The organism is Tenacibaculum sp. M1.3A (assembly GCF_057732375.1).
On the sequence record NZ_JBYJEF010000002.1, the window covers coordinates 356,721 to 371,512 of the forward strand.

16 protein-coding genes and 1 tRNA gene are annotated in these 14,792 nt (G+C 30.6%); 4 read left to right on the forward strand and 13 right to left on the reverse strand.

The window, feature by feature from the left end:
- Positions 1-19 precede the first annotated feature (19 nt).
- Genes AC28QF_RS04300 through AC28QF_RS04325 form a run of 6 tightly spaced genes read right to left on the reverse strand, consistent with a single transcriptional unit; the run spans position 20 to position 3,983 of the window.
- On the reverse strand, positions 20-1,501 hold the full coding sequence (locus AC28QF_RS04300; protein WP_488200600.1) for a cryptochrome/photolyase family protein: 1,482 nt from the start codon (positions 1,499-1,501) through the stop codon (positions 20-22).
- Positions 1,498-1,626 (reverse strand): DUF2256 domain-containing protein, encoded by a 129-nt coding sequence (locus tag AC28QF_RS04305; RefSeq protein WP_488200599.1) that lies wholly within the window; start codon positions 1,624-1,626, stop codon positions 1,498-1,500. The genes AC28QF_RS04300 and AC28QF_RS04305 overlap by 4 nt, the downstream gene beginning before the upstream one ends.
- Before the next feature lie 8 nt (positions 1,627-1,634).
- Positions 1,635-3,104, reverse strand: a complete 1,470-nt coding sequence (locus AC28QF_RS04310) for a cryptochrome/deoxyribodipyrimidine photo-lyase family protein (protein WP_488200598.1) — start codon at positions 3,102-3,104, stop codon at positions 1,635-1,637.
- A 4-nt stretch (positions 3,105-3,108) separates the two neighbouring features.
- Positions 3,109-3,399, reverse strand: coding sequence for a TIGR03643 family protein (locus tag AC28QF_RS04315; protein ID WP_488200597.1), 291 nt, complete (start codon positions 3,397-3,399; stop codon positions 3,109-3,111).
- Between the two features lie 7 nt (positions 3,400-3,406).
- Complete coding sequence (locus tag AC28QF_RS04320) at positions 3,407-3,808, reverse strand: DUF2452 domain-containing protein (protein WP_488200596.1); 402 nt, start codon at positions 3,806-3,808, stop codon at positions 3,407-3,409.
- 10 nt (positions 3,809-3,818) lie between these two features.
- Complete coding sequence (locus AC28QF_RS04325; RefSeq protein WP_315945370.1) at positions 3,819-3,983, reverse strand: Lacal_2735 family protein; 165 nt, start codon at positions 3,981-3,983, stop codon at positions 3,819-3,821.
- 168 nt (positions 3,984-4,151) lie between these two features.
- Here AC28QF_RS04325 and AC28QF_RS04330 point away from each other — a divergent pair.
- The 3 genes from AC28QF_RS04330 to AC28QF_RS04340 all read left to right on the forward strand — a co-directional run bounded on the left by AC28QF_RS04330 (position 4,152) and on the right by AC28QF_RS04340 (position 6,812).
- A tRNA-Met gene (locus AC28QF_RS04330) sits at positions 4,152-4,224 on the forward strand.
- A gap of 140 nt (positions 4,225-4,364) precedes the next feature.
- Positions 4,365-4,811 (forward strand): protein-disulfide reductase DsbD domain-containing protein, encoded by a 447-nt coding sequence (locus AC28QF_RS04335; RefSeq protein ID WP_488200595.1) that lies wholly within the window; start codon positions 4,365-4,367, stop codon positions 4,809-4,811.
- 21 nt (positions 4,812-4,832) lie between these two features.
- Positions 4,833-6,812: a protein-disulfide reductase DsbD family protein gene (locus AC28QF_RS04340; protein WP_488200594.1), complete on the forward strand. Its 1,980-nt coding sequence runs from the start codon at positions 4,833-4,835 to the stop codon at positions 6,810-6,812.
- 54 nt (positions 6,813-6,866) lie between these two features.
- On the opposite strand, the gene AC28QF_RS04345 is transcribed toward AC28QF_RS04340, so the two are convergent.
- The gene (locus AC28QF_RS04345) at positions 6,867-7,136 is read right to left on the reverse strand and encodes a DUF3781 domain-containing protein (RefSeq protein ID WP_488200593.1); all 270 of its coding nucleotides are present in this window, start codon (positions 7,134-7,136) and stop codon (positions 6,867-6,869) included.
- 436 nt (positions 7,137-7,572) lie between these two features.
- Between AC28QF_RS04345 and AC28QF_RS04350 the strand changes: the two genes are divergently transcribed.
- Entirely contained in the window at positions 7,573-8,538 is a 966-nt protein-coding gene (locus AC28QF_RS04350) for a PorP/SprF family type IX secretion system membrane protein (protein ID WP_488200592.1), read from the forward strand.
- Here AC28QF_RS04350 and murI read toward each other — a convergent pair.
- From murI to porG, 6 genes are all read right to left on the reverse strand, one after another.
- A complete protein-coding gene (gene murI / locus AC28QF_RS04355; RefSeq protein WP_488200591.1) occupies positions 8,535-9,329 on the reverse strand; it encodes a glutamate racemase in 795 nt (264 codons plus the stop codon). The two genes, AC28QF_RS04350 and murI, sit on opposite strands and share 4 nt — an antisense overlap.
- A gap of 66 nt (positions 9,330-9,395) precedes the next feature.
- Complete coding sequence (locus AC28QF_RS04360) at positions 9,396-9,905, reverse strand: OmpH/Skp family outer membrane protein (protein ID WP_488200590.1); 510 nt, start codon at positions 9,903-9,905, stop codon at positions 9,396-9,398.
- Between the two features lie 39 nt (positions 9,906-9,944).
- Entirely contained in the window at positions 9,945-10,742 is a 798-nt protein-coding gene (locus tag AC28QF_RS04365; protein ID WP_488200589.1) for an OmpH/Skp family outer membrane protein, read from the reverse strand.
- Positions 10,743-10,805: 63 nt separating this feature from the next.
- A complete protein-coding gene (bamA, locus tag AC28QF_RS04370; protein WP_488200588.1) occupies positions 10,806-13,358 on the reverse strand; it encodes an outer membrane protein assembly factor BamA in 2,553 nt (850 codons plus the stop codon).
- A complete protein-coding gene (gene uppS, locus AC28QF_RS04375; RefSeq protein WP_488200587.1) occupies positions 13,351-14,103 on the reverse strand; it encodes an undecaprenyl pyrophosphate synthase in 753 nt (250 codons plus the stop codon). The genes bamA and uppS overlap by 8 nt, the downstream gene beginning before the upstream one ends.
- A gap of 2 nt (positions 14,104-14,105) precedes the next feature.
- Complete coding sequence (gene porG / locus AC28QF_RS04380) at positions 14,106-14,786, reverse strand: type IX secretion system protein PorG (RefSeq protein WP_488200586.1); 681 nt, start codon at positions 14,784-14,786, stop codon at positions 14,106-14,108.
- Positions 14,787-14,792: the final 6 nt, after the last annotated feature.

A 14,792-nucleotide genomic window follows, 5' to 3' on the forward strand; every position in this document is an offset into this window, starting at 1 on the left:
TTTTAAGTAAGGTGTTTTTTTATGCTCTTAATAGGTAGTTGTTTGCTGCAGTAAGATGGCTTTGTTGTTTTTCCTCAGGCATTTTATCAAACATATGAACTAGCATTCCTAATCGAGGATTTGATAAAAAGAAATCACGATGTGTATGCATAAAACGCCAAAAAAGCCCATCCCAAGTTTTTTGCCACTCACCTTTTTTATAATTACTCATTTTTAGTATATAATTACTGCCGCTTATATATGGTTTTGTAGCCATTAAGCCTCCATCGGCATATTGGCTCATTCCGTAAACATTTGTAACCATTACCCAATCATAAGCATCAATAAACAGCTCCATAAACCATTGGTAAACTTCATTTGGATCAAATTCACACAACATCATAAAATTCCCTAAAATCATTAGCCTCTCAATATGGTGGCAATATCCTGTTTGTAATACTTTTTTTATAGTTTTATCAATAGGTAAAATACCTGTGGTACCATTGTAAAAGGAAGCGGGTATTTTCTTTTTAAATTTCCAGAAACTAGTAGTTCTTTCGTCGCTTCCTCGTGCTTCATAAACGCCTCTTATAAATTCTCGCCAACCAATAATTTGACGAATAAAACCTTCTGTTGAGTTAATAGGTATTTTATTTTCTATAGCGTATAGTAAGCAAGCATCAAGAATTTGTTTGGGTGTTATTAAACCTACGTTTAACATGGGGGTTAATACACTGTGGTTTAGTATTGAGTTTTCTGCGACAATAGCATCTTCATAAGTGCCAAAATCCATAAAACGATGTTCGAAAAATTGGTGCAACCATTGCTTTGTAGTTTTGTAATCTGTGGGATATAAAGAATGGTCGGTAAGACTACCTAAGTTGTTTGAAAAATGTTTGGCTACATATTTTTGAGCCTCTATGTAATAAGAGTCTACATCTGGAAAATGTATTGTTGGAGGTGTTTTTTTAGCAGGATATTTTTTTCTGTTTTCAGTATCAAATGTCCATTTTCCTCCAATTGGTTTGTTATCTGAGTCTATAAGAATTTTGCGTGCTTTACGTTGGGCTATGTAAAAAGGTGTTTGATGATATTTTTTATTATCCTTAGTAATAAGTGCAGAAATCTCTTTTTTAGTGTTTAAAAAAAGTGGAGAATTGTATTTTTTAATGGAGATATCATTTTCTAAACAACCTTTTTCTATTCTTTTTTGAAGCCAATCGTCAGTAGTATCTATATAGTTTATGTGTGCCACTCCTTGTTCTTTTAAAAAAGGAATTAAAGTTCTTATATCTGATTTTTTATCTATAGCTTCAATATAGTTAACCTCTATGCTTTTATCTTCTTTAAGAAAATCAGCGTATTTTTTCATTGTTGCTCTATGAAAAGCTATTTTTTGCTTATGAAAGTTATAGTGTTTAAAAAATAAAAACTCTTCAATTAAATAGGTAGAAGCTTCTGTATTGAAAAGTGGTGATTTTTCAAATAATTGATGAGGAAATATAATGTTTGCTTGTTTCATTTGTTTTTTCGGCAGCGTTGACTGCAGTATTTTACATCTTCCCAGTTTTTTTCCCATTTCTTACGCCAAGAAAAAGGTAGCTTACAAACGATGCATATTTTTTTAGGAAGGTGTTGTTTTTTCATTTTAGAAATTAAAACTTTTTATTTTTTTTGTTAACGTGAGTGTTAAGAATTCTATTTTTTTCTTTTTGTACAGCAGGATGTTTTTTGTGTGTCCATATTTTATCTCTAGCAGTACGGGCGCTTTCTTGTAGGTTTACAATTGGTAACGGATAGTCTTCACCTATAAATGTTTTACAAAAAACCTGTTCTATATACGTCATTTTCCAGGGTTCGTGAATGTTGGCGACGGGAACATTTGAGAGTTCTGGAATCCATTTTTTTATAAATACACCTTGCGGATCATGCTCATAAGAGTTCTTTACAGGGTTGTATAATCGAACTGTGTTGATACCTGTTGTGCCAGCTTGCATTTGAAATTGAGGATAATGAATACCAGGTTCATAGTCTAAAAAATACCTAGCTAAATGATAAGTTCCCTCTCTCCAATCTTGATCGAGATTTAGAGTTAAAAACGACACAAGCATGGCTCGCATTCTAAAATTAACCCATCCAGTTTCCTCTAAAGCTCGCATGCAAGCATCAATTAAAGGGTAGCCAGTGGTTCCTGTTTTCCATGCTTTAATGAAGGAAGTGTTTTTTTTATGCTCTAATAATTCATAACCTTTATTTATACAAAGAGTCTCATAACTACATTCAACCTCAAATTTTTGAATAAAATGACAATGCCAATGTAAGCGTGTTAACATACCAGAAAAAGCGCTGTTATTATTGGTTCCGTTAGGGTGTGTGCCTACAAATTGAAAAACTTGTTTAATACTTATGTTTCCCCAGGCTAAATAAGGAGAGAGTCGGCTACACGCCATTCTGCTTTCCGTGGGTTTTGATATGTGTTTATGATAATTGAAACCTCTTTTTAATGTAAATGATTTTAAGTAGTGCCATGCATTTTGCTCGCCAGCAGGTTGTAGGTGTGAAGGGTAGTTTTCTAATTTTGCTTTTAAATCCTTAGGTATTTTAAAAGGATGGGTTATCTCGATGCTTGTTTTATTAGAATACTGATTGTTAATAACGTGTTGGTGCATTGTTTTATGCCATTCATTATTCCAATTTTTCCTATTCTTAATACCTCTTAAAATACCATCACGCTGATATTGTTTCCAAAAGATTGAATTTTTTTTACAAAAAAGAGCTATTTTTTTATCTCGTTCCCATGTTATTTGGGTACCACTTTCTTGGTAGCTAAATAATTTATTTATATTAAAATTTGTGTTTAAGTAAGTGAAAATTGTCAAGCTATTTTCATAAAACAAATGCACAATTTTATTATGTTTTTTTAAAGTAGTGTTAAGTGCTTTTATAGAGTGGTATATAAAACTAAGATGGCGTAGGCTAGTATCAGGGTACTCAATAATTTCAGGTTCAAATAAGTAGATAATTATATATGGAATATCTGATTTTTCAGCATTAAATAAAGGCTCGTGATCTAAAGAACGTAAATCACGCTTTAGCCAAACAATATTTATAGGCTGTTTATCCAAACTTTTATCTCTTGCTTATTTTATTACCAGAAATAGCTTTTTGACGAGAACATTTAAACCTAGTTATGTCCGAATTACGTTTTTTTAAATGTTTTTGACTTACGCCACTATTTACACGTTTTCGCCATCGCTTAAAACTAGATTCTTTTAAATTCCCCCTCATTAATTTAATAACCTCTTTTTCGGGTAATTCAAACTGAAATAAAATAGCTTCAAAAGGAGTTCTGTCTTCCCAAGCCATTTCTATAATTCTATTTAGTTCTCTTTCTGTAAATTTATCATTGTGTAATGCCATACTAAAATCAGATTTTTTCCCAAATTTGATCTACAGTCAAATAAAAACTCCCTAACGAATTAAAGTTACATTCATTAGGTGATATGATAGATAAAAAATTTTCATTTTCATTTCTTTTGTACAAATGATATACTTGACCGATAATAGGTTCAAAAGAAAATTTTGCAGCAAATATTAAGTTATTATACTCAAACTGTTGCATCATCTTTTCATATTCATCTTTAAGCTCCATATATTTGGCAGCTACTTTATGATTTATTTTATTAATACTTCTGTTCTTCCATGCAATTGTATCGGTAGTTGTAATTACCGGTGCACCAACTGATGTTGCATATGGTTTAAGAGCTGCGTCGTATTTTTGAGTTTCTGTATTAAAAACTACATTATCAGGTTTTTTATCTTCTATCATAAAAAAAAGGTTAATTCAGTTTTTCTATTTGTTTCATTATCTCTTCAGCTTCCATGGTCTTTTGATCACTCATTTTTCTGTTAACCGTAGATAAACTGTAGGCTTCTTTTAAAAGTTGTTTATATTGATCTTGTAATTTTTCTTTTGATGATTTTTTTTTAAACAATCCAAACATACACGCAGTTTTTTTGTAAGAATAAGAAATAATATTTTTGTAAAGATACAAAATGTTTAACAAATACAGCTATTTATTAAACAAAGAAGGTGGTGTCTATTTTTTTGATAAATAAATTAATGTTTTTTGTTTTAATGTAATTAAAAGTAGTATATTTGCACTCGAAATCGCGGGATAGAGCAGTAGGTAGCTCGTCGGGCTCATAACCCGAAGGTCACTGGTTCGAGTCCAGTTCCCGCTACTACAAAAGAGTAATCAGAAATGATTACTCTTTTTTTTTGTTTAATTTTTTAAAAAGTTAAACTTTTTAAATGTATCCTAATTTAATAAAGAAAGGTGTTATTTTTACAAAAATTAGAACAACGTATTAATTATATAATAATGAAGAAACTAGTATCAGTATTACTATTTATAATAAGTCTTGTTTCTTATGGGCAAATTCACAATCCTGTAAAATGGACAACATCAATAAAAAAAATATCAAATCAAGAAATAGAGTTAATAGCTATTGCGACTCTAGATGATGAATGGCATATTTATTCTCAGGAAATACCTAAAGGAGGCCCTATACCTACATTATTTTCATTTACAGGAGATAAAAGATATTTAAAAAAAGGAAATACAAAAGAAGGAGAAGGGCATGTTGTAGATGATGAAATGTTTGACATGCGTATTAAATATTTTGATGAGAAAGCTATTTTTAAACAACGAATAAGGTTAAAAACACTTGAGAAATTTATTATTAAAGCTACGGTAGAATATATGGTTTGTTCAGATGAAAATTGTTTGCCTCCTAAAGAAGAAGATTTAACGTTTACGATTAACTAAATAAAAACCAATAAAATTTAGATGAAAAAAGTAACGCTACTACTGTTAGTTTTGTTAATTAACACCATAACAGTAACAGGTCAGATATTTAATCCTATAAAATGGACAACAAAAGTTGAGAAAATATCAGATTCAAAATATAAATTAATTACAGAAGCTACTATAAAGGAAAACTGGAGTCTTTATTCTCAGGAAGTACCAAAAGGAGGGCCAATACCAACCACTTTTACCTATGATGATAATGGTGGTAGTTTAAAGTTAGTAGGAAATACAAAAGAGCCTAAAGGAAAAGTTAAATTCACAAAGCTTTTTAATGAGGAAGGAATGAGTATTAAGTCATTCGCTTATAAAGCTGTTTTTGAACAAGAAATAGAATTAGTAGATTTAAAAGTTAAAGAAGTAATTGCATTTGTTGAGTTTATTGCATGTACAGACGAAAAGTGTTTGCCTCCAAAAGAAATTGATTTAGTTTTTGATTTGACAAAGAGCGTTTCAAACAGCAATGTGATTGCTAACAAAGCTAAACCAGATAATGACTCTGAAGAAAGTAAAAAAGGATTATTAAGTATTTTCTTTATTGCTTTTTTATCTGGTTTTGCAGCATTGTTAACACCTTGTGTTTTTCCGATGATTCCTATGACGGTAAGTTTTTTTACAAAACAAAGTAAAAGTAAGGCTAAAGGAATTAAAAATGCTATTATTTATGGAGTATCAATTATTGCAATATATGTTTTATTAGGTACAGTTGTAACCGGTGTTTTTGGGGCTGATGCGTTAAATGCTTTGTCAACTAATGTTTGGTTTAATATTGCGTTCTTTTTAATTTTAGTAGTTTTCGCAGCATCATTTTTAGGTGCTTTTGAAATTACTTTACCAAGTTCTTGGGCTACTAAAGTAGATTCTCAAGCAGACAGAGGTGGTTTAATCGGAATCTTTTTTATGGCATTAGCTTTAGCAATTGTGTCGTTTTCCTGTACAGGACCAATTGTAGGAACATTATTAGTTGAGTCAGCATCAAAAGGAGGTATCGCACCTATTATAGGTATGTTAGGTTTCTCATCAGCTATAGCAATACCATTTGCGTTGTTTGCAGCTTTTCCTGGTTGGTTAAATTCATTACCAAAATCAGGAGGTTGGTTAAATACAGTGAAAGTAGTATTAGGATTCTTAGAATTAGCTTTAGCTTTTAAATTTTTATCGAATGCCGATTTAGTTTTACAATTGCATTTATTAGAAAGAGAAGTATTTATAGCTATTTGGATTGCAATATTCGGAGCATTAACGTTATATTTATTAGGTAAAATTCAATTACCTCACGATAGTCCACAAAAGCATATTTCTGTAGGAAGACTATCTCTAGGGTTGGTTATAGGAGCATTTACTATTTATATGTTACCGGGTTTATGGGGTGCGCCTTTAAATTTAATTAGTGCTTTTCCACCGCCACAACATTATAGTGAATCGCCATACGGAGTAGGGTATACAAAACAAAGTGCAATTACTGTTTCTAATAATAAATCTGATATTCATAGCAATTTACCAGAAGGTGCTCATTTAATGCCTCCTCATGATATAGTTTCTTTTCATGACTATGATAAAGGCCTTGCATATGCAAAAAAAATAGGTAAACCGGTAATGATAGATTTTACGGGTCACGCTTGTGTTAATTGTCGTAAGATGGAACAAAATGTTTGGGTAAAACCTAAAGTACTTGATGTTTTGAAAAATAAAGTTGTTTTAATTTCTTTATATGTTGATGATAAAAGAGCTTTAAACGAAGATGAGGTTGTGGATTCTGAATTAAATCCAGGTAAAAAGTTAAAATATATCGGTCAAAAATGGAGTGAATTACAAACCTTAAAATACAAAGCAAACTCTCAACCGTTTTATGTATTAATGGCTCATGATGAAACAAATTTGATAGATCCGGTTTCTTACACACCAAATGTTGATGAATATTATAATTGGTTAGAAAAAGGAATTGGTAATTTTAAAAAATAAATTCAAAAAAAACACTTTAGATTTATCTAAAGTGTTTTTTTTGAATTTATTTGATTATGGTTTATTGTTATAAATTTTATCAACGGTTATAATTCTATAAGTAGTAGAGTTTACCGTTATTTTTATATTATTTGCTCTATTCGAAATATAAAAATTCTTACCGATTTTTTCAAAATACTTTAAATCAGTTTCTACTATTGATCTGTATATCAAAGTTTCTATTTCTTTTTTAGAAAATGAAGTGATCATTTTTTTATTTATTCTTTGATAAACTAATACTGTATAGCAATGTTTTTTTAAAATGGCTTCTTTGTTTATTACCATTTTATTTTAAGTAATACAATTTTTAATTTATCTAAACAATACATACTTATATAGAGTTTTGTAGAGTCTCTCTATAGCTTTAAAAAATCTTCCTAAAAAAAGAATATGTATAAAGTGTAAATTGAGGCACCAGTTTGTTTAATTTATTAGAAAAAACCCTTCAAAATTTCTTAAACTAAAAAAAACGAAACTGGCACTTTTTCAATTTCTTTTTCTGATTACAAAAGTAGAATTTGTTTTGTTAATTACTATAAATTAATCGTTAAATTTTATACTAAAACAGGTAGGTGTGTAAAGTTTTAGTTAACAGTGATATAAATACATGTATGTTTTTTTAAAGTAAATATTTATTAAAGAATGTACTTACTTTTTTTATTTTAACAGCATTTGTTGTTTCACTTGTTTATATTTGAGGGCTATTTATCAATTAAAACGTATGAAAAGAATTGTAGTCTTGTTTTTTTTAATTTTTATATCTAAAACACACGGACAGGAAACATTACCAATATATGCAGATTATTTATCTGATAATGTGTATTTACTTCACCCAACTGCAGCAGGTATAGGCGATTGTGGTAAGTTTCGTTTAACAGCTCGTCAACAATGGATTGGTGTAAAAGACGCTCCTTCTTTACAAACAGCTAGTTTTCATGCAAAGTTTAACGAAAACTCTAATGCTGCTTATGGTTTTATTCTTTTTAATGATAAAAATGGTTACCATTCACAAAAAGGTTTGCAAGCTACTTATGCTTATCACTTAAACTTAGGGAATGAAAATTTATTTAAACAGTTGTCATTTGGTTTATCAATGTCGGTTGTTCAAAATGAGGTAGATCAAACAAGGTTCGTAAATGATCCAACTGTTAGCCAAATAGTACAAAGTGATTTTTACTTTAATGCCGATTTTGGAGTTTCTTATCACCACAAAAGTTTTTCATCTTATTTTACCGTTAAAAATATTATGCTTTCAGCCAAAAACGATTTGAATCCAGATTTTGAATCTCTTAACCTTAGAAATTATATTGCTGGAGTAGGTTATTTTTTCGGAGATGAAGATAAATTGCAATTCGAGCCATCTGCGATGTTGCAGTATAAAGAGCAAACTGGCGAAAAGATTGCGGATGTAAACTTTAAAGTTTATAAAAAATTAGAAACAACTCAGTTGTGGGCGGCATTGTCATACCGCAGAAGTTTAGATAGTAGTGTGTTTGGTGATGCTCATTATGTAACTCCGATTGTTGGAGTAAACCATAAAAATTTAATGTTTGCTTATACATACACACAGCAAAGCGGTGATGTTGTTTTTTCTAACGGTGGTTTCCATCAATTATCTTTCGGAATAAATGTGTTATGTAGAAAACGTAGAGGATCAGCTTGCCCTAATATTAATGGAAGCTTTTAAAAATCTAAATAGGCCACAGTTGCTCTTTTATAATCCTCTAAAATATGATCCAAAACCGTTTTATCTTTATTGATAAAAAAAATATTTTTAATATCAATAGTTGAATTAGAAATAAGATTCTCTTGGATTAAAATATTTTTTGTTTGTCTTGCAACAGCTTCACCAGAATCAATAATACGCACAGTATTTCCGGTTATTTCTTTAATTTGAGAAATTAAGTAGGGGTAATGTGTACAGCCTAATACGATACAATCACATTTAGAAAAAAGTATCGGTTTTAGGTGTTGTTTTAGTAAGCTTGTCATTTCTGTTGAGTGAATTTTGCCATTTTCAATGAGTTCGACAAGTCCAGTTCCAATTTGCTCGACAATTGTAATATTATTATCTATCGTTGCCGATGTTTGTTCAAATAGTCTGCTGTTAAGAGTTCCTTTGGTAGCTAAAATACCAATAACCCCTGTTTTTGTTTGAATAGAGGCAGATTTAATTGCTGGTTCTATACCTATAATAGGGATGTTGTATTTCTCCCTTAAATAATCAATAGCATTTGTTGTGGCAGTATTACAAGCAACAACTATAAGTTTACATCCTTTTTTTATTAAAAACTCTGTGTTTTTAATAGATAGATCTATAATCGCTTTCTTTGATTTTTGGCCGTAGGGAGCATTTTTACTGTCCGACAAGTATATGGTGCTTTCGTTAGGTAATAATGCGTGTATTTCTCTCCAAATAGATGTACCACCTATTCCAGAATCAAATATACCGATAGGTTGTTGATTATCTTTTTTCATAATATAACAAAAATAAAAATCCTGCTGAATTCAGCAGGATTTTTATAATATATTTTTAAGTTTTTATTAGAAACCTAATTTAGCTTTAACAGCATCATAAATGTTTTCACCTTTATCATAAACGATTAATCCTTTACCTGGTGCAGCATCAAATACATAAATAATTCCTTTAGCAGCAGCAACATCTTTAATTGCTTGCTCGGCTTTCTTTAAGATAGGAAGTGTTTTTTCTTGATACTTTTTTTGCATTTCTTGACCAGCAGCCTGTTCAGCTTGTTTGATTCTTTGTGTGTCTTGCTGAATCTCTAAACCTCTTTTTTGATTTACTTCTTGCGTTTGGCTTTTACCTTCTGCTTCATATTTCTTCATTTTAGCTTGTACAGTCTTATACATAGCTTCAATATCGTCACGGTAAGTTTTGTTTAATTTTTCTAACTCAGCCTTCATCGATTTAGTTGCAGGCATTTCAGATAATAACTTATCTGTGTTTATATGTCCAGTCTTTTGTGCATTTGCCACACTACCTAATCCAATTGTGAAAATTGCAACTAATACTAACGTTTTAAAATGTTTCATCTTTGTTTTTAATTTAATTTATTGTTCTTTATTCTTGATTTATTTGTTCTTTTTAGCTTCAGCCTCTTTTCTTGCTTCTTCTTGAGCCTTTCTTAAAGCTTCTTTCTTTTCCTTTAATAACTTTCTTGCATCAGCTCTTTGCTTTAATTTAGCTTGTCTTTTTTCTTCAATTTGCTTAATTTTAGTAAGCCTATCATTTTGCTTTTTCTTTCTAAGCGCTTCTTTTTGAGCTATTTTGTCTTTTTGAGAATCACTTAAACTTTCGTTTTTAAGTAGTTCTTTTTTCTCAGCTATTTTATCACTTCTCTGTTGCTTTTTCTGATCAATGTTTATTATTTTAACAATAAGCTCGCTAATATCGTGCTTTTTGTCCGAATATAACATAACAAGCTCACTAGATTTATCAAAAACAAAATCATATTTTTTTCTAGAAGCAATCGATTGAACAGCATTGTAAACTTGATCTTGAATAGGTTTTATTAACTGCTTTCTTAAATTATACATATCTCCCTTAGGACCAAAGTATAACGATTCTAATCTGCGTAAAGATTCTTGTTTAATAGTAATGTCTTCTTCACGTTCGTCAATTAAATCTTTTGTTAATATTGCCTTCTCGTTAGTTAAATCAGTTTTTAAAACTTCTATAGCTCTCGCTTGTTTATCTAATTTTGTTTTCCATTTTTCAACTTTAGCATCTAAAGAATTTTGAGCTTCTAAATATTCTGGGATATTTTGAAGAATATACTCCATATCAATATATGCGATACGCTGGCTTTTCTGACCAACAGCAATAGTTGTAATAAGTAAAAGAACGATTGATAAAATACTTTTTTTCATGTTACTATAATGTGTTTAGAAAAAACCGTGCCAAAAAAACACGTACATCATAAATGTAAGTTTTTAAAACTGTCTTCCGATAATAAAATGTGTTTGCCAACCAGATTTTTCTGTTAAACCAGGTAAAGGATCAAACCCGTGAGCAAAATCAATACCTAATAAACCAAATGCAGGCATAAATATACGAATACCCAAACCAGCTGAACGTTTTAACTGAAACGGATTAAATTCACTAAAATTGTTGTAAGAATTACCTGCTTCTAAAAACCCTAAAGTATATATTGATGCAGAAGGTTTATCTGTTATAGAATAACGTAACTCCATCTGAAATTTGTTATATATAGCTCCACCGTCAGTTGATGATATTCTATTATTTTCATAACCTCTTAAACCTACAGTTTCTCTACCATCTAATTGCCCCTGTGCAATACCATCTCCTCCAACAAAGTACCTCTCAACAGGTGTTAACCCTAATTCTTTATTATAACTACCTAGGTAGCCTATTTCAAAATTAGACATTAATACTAATTTATTGTTAGAAGACAATGATGTATACCATTTTCCTTTTGCAGAAAGTTTGTAGTACTCAAGCCATCTATATTTATCAGCTAAATAAGCTTGTCTTTCATCATTAGTAGGGTTTTCATCTTCTGTGTAATCTTTTCCGTTAACTAATGAGTAAGGAAATGTTGCCTTTGCTTTAATAGTAAATTCAGAACCGTAACTAGGAAATATTAAACTAGGCCCTGTAGAGTTACGACTAAGTGCCACACTATACGCTAGGTTATTTAAGTTTCCATCGCTAATAACATCATTAGAAGAGCCAACTCTGTAACCGTAGTTCTGTAAGTCAATTCTTTGGTAACTTATGTTTTGAGATAAAGAAAAATAATCATCAGGCCAGCTTAAACGTCTACCTAAACCTACAGAAGCTCCTATGATGCTTAAACTTTGACTTTTATCTACATTATTTGTTTGAAAATCAAACCTATATTGATTTGATAAATAAACAGAAAAAGATAATGATTGTGGTTTTTTACCACCTAACCATGGCTCTGTAAATGAAAAACTATAGGTGTTATAGGTTCTACTAGCTTGTAAGCGTAAAGATAACTTCTGACCGTCACCCATAGGTAAAGGCTTGTATGCTTCTTTGTTAAAAATATTTCTAAATGAAAAGTTGTTAAAAGATAATCCTAAAGTTCCAATAAATGAGCCACCACCATAACCACCTTGCAGTTCAATCTGGCTACCACCTTTTTCTACTACAGAAAAATCAATATCAGCTGTTTTGTTTTGATAATTTGGTTTTACATCAGGGGTTACATTTGCATCAAAAAAACCTAATTGGCCAATTTCACGAATAGATCTAATAATGTTTTGACGGCTAAATAAATCTCCTGGCTTTACGCGTAGTTCTCTATAAATAACATGGTCATTTGTTTTTTCGTTACCACTAACTGTTACTTTTTTAATTGTAGCTTGTTCATCTTCACGAATACGAACTTCTACAGTTATAGAATCATTATCAACTTTAGTTTCTATAGCATTTATTTGAGAAAATAAATAACCATTATTATGATACAATGTTTGAATATCTTGTGAATTAGGTGTTCCGTCACCAGAAATACGTTCTTTTAAAACTTTACCATTATAAACATCTCCTTTATCAATACGTAATAAGTTTTGTAAAAACCTATCAGAATATTTTTTATTCCCTATAAATTTAATTTCATTAAAACGATACTGACGACCTTCTTCTAAAGTAATATTAAGATTAATAGTATTGTCTTCGTTAAAAATAAGATTATCAGATAAAATACGGGCATCGCGGTATCCGTTTTCACTATATTTTTCAAGAATACTTTCTAAATCTTCCTTATAGTCATCTAATATGTACTTAGATGATTTCCAAAAACGACCAAAAATCTTACGCTTTGTGTTTTTCATGATTCCACGTAATGTGCTATTAGACATTGCTTTGTTACCAATGAAATTTATCTCTTTAATTTTTATACGATTACCTTTATCTACAAAAATATCCATACTAACTGTGTTTATGTCAGATGTGTCTTTTTTTGTACTTAAAGAAACCTTGGTTTTTAAGAAGCCTTTGTCGGTATATTTCTTTTTAATGTAGTTTCTTGTAGTTACGATTAAGTTATCTGTGACCATTGCACCTTTCTTAAGCTCAGTATCTTTCTTAAGCTCTTTTGCTTTAGATTTACTAACACCTGTAACAGAAATGTCTGTTAATTGTGGAAGTTCTGTAACATTAAATAAAAGATAAACAGTTTCACCATCTTTTTTTGAAAGATACACATCTACATCACTAAATTGTTTACTTTCATAAAGCTTTTTAATGGCACTAGTTAGTTTATCACCAGGTAATTTTATTTCTTGGCCATCAATCAAACCAGTATAAACTCTTATGGTTTGTTCGCTAAATTTTTGTAGGCCAGTAACCGTAATTCCACCAAGTATGTATTGTTTTCCTTTTTCGTAAGAAATAACATTACCAATGGTAGTACTATCTTTAGTTATGGTGTTTTGTGCTTGTGTATTCGCCGATAAAAAGGCGATTAAAAATACTACTAAATAAGAATATTTATTCATTGGTCTCAATCTGTTCACTTGTTTTTCCAAACCTTCTTTCTCTGTCCTGATAATTTATTATCGCATCAAAAAGATCTTCTCTTCTAAAATCTGGCCATAATATTTCGGTAAAATATAATTCGGCATATGCTATTTGCCAAAGTAGAAAATTACTGATTCGTTGTTCGCCACTTGTACGTATCATTAAATCAACGTCGGGCAAATTAAATGTATATAAATGGTTATTTATAATTTTTTCGTCTATTTTTTCAATATCGAGCTCGTTATTAACAACTTTTTTAGATATGTTTTTGATTGTGTTAACAATTTCCTCTCTAGAACCATAGCTTAAGGCAAAAGTTAAGGTGATTTTAGTGTTGTTTTCTGTTTCGCTAATAACTTTTGCAAGTATTTTCTGAGCGCTTTTAGGTAAGCTATCTATGTTGCCAATAGCATTAATTTTTACGTTTTTACGCTGAAAATCTGGTAGTTCTTTTTTTAAAGTGCTAACAAGTAAACTCATTAGAGCATCTACTTCTAGTTTAGGTCTGTTCCAGTTTTCTGTAGAAAAAGCATATAAAGTAACAAATTTCACACCTATTTCAGATGCAGCATCGGCTGTTTGTCTTATTGCGGTAAGTGCGTTTCTATGACCAAAAACACGTTGCATTCCTTTACCTTTAGCCCATCGACCATTACCGTCCATAATAACAGCAATATGATTTGGTACTTTTTGTAAGTTAATACTGTGTAATTTGTCTTCCATATTTATTCTGCTAAACCTTTGTAACAAGGTGGTCTTCCAAAACTATAAACAATAGAAATTCCAGTAAACATATACCAGTCGTTACCAGTACCACCAAAATTAAAATCATTTATCTTGTCTGTAGTGAAATCTATATCATCAACTAGCGTAATTCTTACGCCTGTTTCTAAAGCTATTGCTAAGTGATCGTCTAAACGACCTTTAATACCTATACCTACTGGCATAGAATAAGAGAATTTGTTTTCTAAGCGAACAGTAGTCGGAGAAGTTCTTTCTACGGGACTTGCGTAATTAAATGCCGCAATTTCAGCTAGTATATATGGAGTAAACGTTGTTTTGTAATTGCTAATATTGTAATCGAAGAAGTTAAATTCTATCCCCGCAGCAAATTCATGTAAATTGTTAGAGAAGTTGTTGCCTCTGTTTTGACGGAATAAATTTTCAGAGCTTTTATCGTCGCCAGAAACAGGTATGTATGTATAAGTTCCTCTTAAAGCTATTCTTGGGTTTAAGTTGTATTTGTAAATTAAACCACCACCTAATTCATTAGGGTATATGTAGCTGCTTCTGCCTATATCGCCAACATAATTTGTTCCCCCAACGAATATACCTACTTCGTGGGTTTGAGATTGTGTTGTAATTGCTGCAAAAGCAAATAATATGAATAAAAAAGTGTTCTTCATAATAAA

Coding starts and splice junctions, on each gene's coding strand:
- AC28QF_RS04360 (WP_488200590.1), bottom strand. CDS start 9,905: ATGAAACATTTTAAAACGTTAGTATTAGTTGCAATTTTCACAATTGGA.
- AC28QF_RS04305 (WP_488200599.1), bottom strand. CDS start 1,626: ATGAAAAAACAACACCTTCCTAAAAAAATATGCATCGTTTGTAAGCTA.
- AC28QF_RS04300 (WP_488200600.1), bottom strand. CDS start 1,501: ATGAAACAAGCAAACATTATATTTCCTCATCAATTATTTGAAAAATCA.
- AC28QF_RS04335 (WP_488200595.1), top strand. CDS start 4,365: ATGAAGAAACTAGTATCAGTATTACTATTTATAATAAGTCTTGTTTCT.
- AC28QF_RS04325 (WP_315945370.1), bottom strand. CDS start 3,983: ATGTTTGGATTGTTTAAAAAAAAATCATCAAAAGAAAAATTACAAGAT.
- AC28QF_RS04340 (WP_488200594.1), top strand. CDS start 4,833: ATGAAAAAAGTAACGCTACTACTGTTAGTTTTGTTAATTAACACCATA.
- AC28QF_RS04350 (WP_488200592.1), top strand. CDS start 7,573: ATGAAAAGAATTGTAGTCTTGTTTTTTTTAATTTTTATATCTAAAACA.
- murI (WP_488200591.1), bottom strand. CDS start 9,329: ATGAAAAAAGATAATCAACAACCTATCGGTATATTTGATTCTGGAATA.
- AC28QF_RS04365 (WP_488200589.1), bottom strand. CDS start 10,742: ATGAAAAAAAGTATTTTATCAATCGTTCTTTTACTTATTACAACTATT.
- AC28QF_RS04320 (WP_488200596.1), bottom strand. CDS start 3,808: ATGATAGAAGATAAAAAACCTGATAATGTAGTTTTTAATACAGAAACT.
- AC28QF_RS04345 (WP_488200593.1), bottom strand. CDS start 7,136: ATGGTAATAAACAAAGAAGCCATTTTAAAAAAACATTGCTATACAGTA.
- porG (WP_488200586.1), bottom strand. CDS start 14,786: ATGAAGAACACTTTTTTATTCATATTATTTGCTTTTGCAGCAATTACA.
- AC28QF_RS04315 (WP_488200597.1), bottom strand. CDS start 3,399: ATGGCATTACACAATGATAAATTTACAGAAAGAGAACTAAATAGAATT.
- bamA (WP_488200588.1), bottom strand. CDS start 13,358: ATGAATAAATATTCTTATTTAGTAGTATTTTTAATCGCCTTTTTATCG.
- uppS (WP_488200587.1), bottom strand. CDS start 14,103: ATGGAAGACAAATTACACAGTATTAACTTACAAAAAGTACCAAATCAT.